The organism is Pseudomonas sp. CM25, from assembly GCF_013179705.1.
GTDB lineage: Bacteria > Pseudomonadota > Gammaproteobacteria > Pseudomonadales > Pseudomonadaceae > Aquipseudomonas.
In genome coordinates this window covers 1-2,386 of record NZ_JABMCW010000547.1, presented here as the reverse complement: position 1 = coordinate 2,386, position 2,386 = coordinate 1, and the positions used below count along the sequence as shown (strand labels likewise).

Genomic DNA, 2,386 nt, shown 5'->3' with positions numbered 1-2,386 from the left:
CCACAGGGACCGCGTCGGCCTGAGGGCTGTGGGGGCGGGCCTGCCCGCGAAAGGGCCGGTGCAGGTTTACTCAATGGTCGGCTATGCGGTCATCCTGCGAGAGGATTGCGCGGGCCAGCTCTTCATCGTTGGCCTGCAACCCCGGATGGTCCTTGCGGGCCTGTTCCAGCGCAGACTCCACATAGGCGCCACGGATAGCCCCGCCACTGGCAACAAAGGCAGAGAGCTCGTCACGGGCCGGGATGATCCGTTTGTCGTCCTTGAAGGTCGAGTACAACGAGGCGGAAACACCGGCCGAGGTGGCGACGTCGCCCGCATCGACGCGGGCCAGGGCGGCACCGGCAGGCAGCAGGAGCAGCAGCGCAGGGGCGAGGAGTAGGTGGCGCATGTCGTGTTCTCCAGTAGCGTGAAGCCCAAGGAAATAAACCACTCAGTGAATAAGAGGGTGCAGGAGTGCAGGTAGTTCCCTGGGCCGTGCTGGAGATTGCCGATGCTGCTTTGACTGCGACAGCCCTCTGTAGGAGCGGCCTTGTGTCGCGATGGGTCGCCAAGCGGCCCCCGGCCCCGATCAGGCCAACTGATAAGTGGTCTTGACCCGGGTGAAGAACTGCCGCGCATGCGTACCTTGCTCACGCGATCCCAGGCTAGATGCACCATTGCCGCCAAACGGTACGTGATAATCCACCCCGGCCGTAGGCAAGTTCACCATCACCATCCCCGCCGAACTGTTGCGCTTGAAGTGCTCGGCATGGCGCAGCGACGTGGTGACAATACCGGCGGACAAACCAAACGCTGTGTCTTCAGCCGCAGCGAGCGCTGCCTCATAGTCACCCACCTTGAGCACACTCAGCACCGGCCCGAAGATTTCCTCGCGGTAGATGCGCATGTCCGGGGTGACCTCGGTGAACAGTGCCGGGGTAAAGAAATATGCCCCCGCCTGGTTGTCGATACGCTCGCCGCCACACACCCGCTTCGCACCCTGTTCAAGGCCCGCAGCCACATACGACAGGTTTTGCTCCAGCTGCCGGCTGTCGACCACCGGCCCGATATCTGTGCTGGCCTGCAGTGCATCCCCCACCTTCAGCGCCCGGGTACGTTCGGCCAGGCGCGCGACAAAGGCATCGTGAATGCCTTCGGTCACGATCACCCGCGAGCTGGCGGTGCAGCGTTGGCCGGTGCTGTAGAACGAGCCGTTCAGCGCCACGTCCACTGCCTGCTCCAGGTCGGCATCGTCGAGCACCACCAGCGGGTTCTTGCCGCCCATCTCCAGCTGCACCTTTTTCATCCCTTCGGCGGCCAGGCGAGCGATCTGCCGGCCGGTGTGCTCGGAACCGGTAAAGCTGATGCCATCGACCAGTGGTGAACGAATGATCGTGTCACCCACGCTGCGCCCTGGGCCGATCAGCATGTTGAACACCCCAGCCGGCAAACCGGCCCGGGCGATGATTTCGGCCAGGGCCCAGGCCGAGGAGGGCACCAGTTCGGCGGGTTTGAACACCACGCAGTTGCCAAAGCACAGGGCCGGGGCGATCTTCCACGCCGGGATGGCAATGGGGAAGTTCCAGGGGGCGATGATGCCGACCACGCCCAGCGGCTGGGTGAACACATCGATGCCGACGTCCTGGCGCACCGACTGGTACTTCTCACCTTCAGCGCGCAAGGCTTCCTGGGCGTAGAACTTGAACGAGCGCCCGGCGCGGTCCACTTCGCCCAGGGCTTCGCGAACGATCTTGCCTTCTTCGCGGGCCAGCAGCACGGCGAGCTCTTCACGGCGGGCAAGAATCTCGGTGCCGATAAAATCCAGCGCATCGGCGCGCTGCTGCGGGTTGCTGTGTGCCCAGGCCGGCTGCGCCCGACGCGCAGCAGCGATGGCCTGTTCGGTCAGCCGCTGGTCGGCGCGCTCGAAGCGTTCGACCACTTCACCCGGGTTGGACGGGTTGCGGTTTTCCAGGATGTCGGCGCTGCTGCCGAGCGCAACGAAAGTGCCGTCGACGTAGCTGCTTTTGGTAACGAGGGTCATGCGCTGCGGATCCTTTTGGCAGAAAGCTGGCGGGCGACGAAGTCGCTGATGTTGTCCACGGCGCTGTCCATCAGCTGCTGCATGGCGTCTTCGCTGCTCCAGGCGATATGCGGGTTGAGCAGGAAGTCGTCGCGCTCGATCAGCTGGAACAGCGGGTTGCTTGGGTGCAGCGGCTCGACTTCGACCACGTCCAGTGCCACGCCACCCAGGCGGTCTTGCTGCAGTGCCTGGATCAGCGCCGCTTCGTTGACCACACCACCACGGCCGGTGTTGATCACGAGGGCGTCGGGTTTCATCAGCGCCAGTTGCGGCGCATCGATCAGGTTGTGGGTTTCTGCTGTCAGCGGGCAGTTGATCGACAGCACA

General features: G+C 64.1%; 3 protein-coding genes. All 3 read right to left on the bottom strand.

Annotated features, from left to right (window positions below):
- Positions 1–70 precede the first annotated feature (70 nt).
- A complete protein-coding gene (locus HP546_RS29235; protein WP_016487609.1) occupies positions 71–388 on the bottom strand; it encodes a DUF2388 domain-containing protein in 318 nt (105 codons plus the stop codon).
- A 180-nt stretch (positions 389–568) separates the two neighbouring features.
- Positions 569–2,020, bottom strand: a complete 1,452-nt coding sequence (locus tag HP546_RS29230; protein WP_172233049.1) for an aldehyde dehydrogenase family protein — start codon at positions 2,018–2,020, stop codon at positions 569–571.
- On the bottom strand, positions 2,017–2,386 hold a 370-nt coding region (locus HP546_RS29225; RefSeq protein ID WP_306125965.1), incomplete at its 5' end, for an NAD(P)-dependent oxidoreductase. The genes HP546_RS29225 and HP546_RS29230, both read right to left, overlap by 4 nt.

Bases quoted from the DNA above. Each gene is read 5' to 3' on its own strand.
- HP546_RS29235 (WP_016487609.1), bottom strand. From the start codon at position 388: ATGCGCCACCTACTCCTCGCCCCTGCGCTGCTGCTCCTGCTGCCTGCC.
- HP546_RS29230 (WP_172233049.1), bottom strand. From the start codon at position 2,020: ATGACCCTCGTTACCAAAAGCAGCTACGTCGACGGCACTTTCGTTGCG.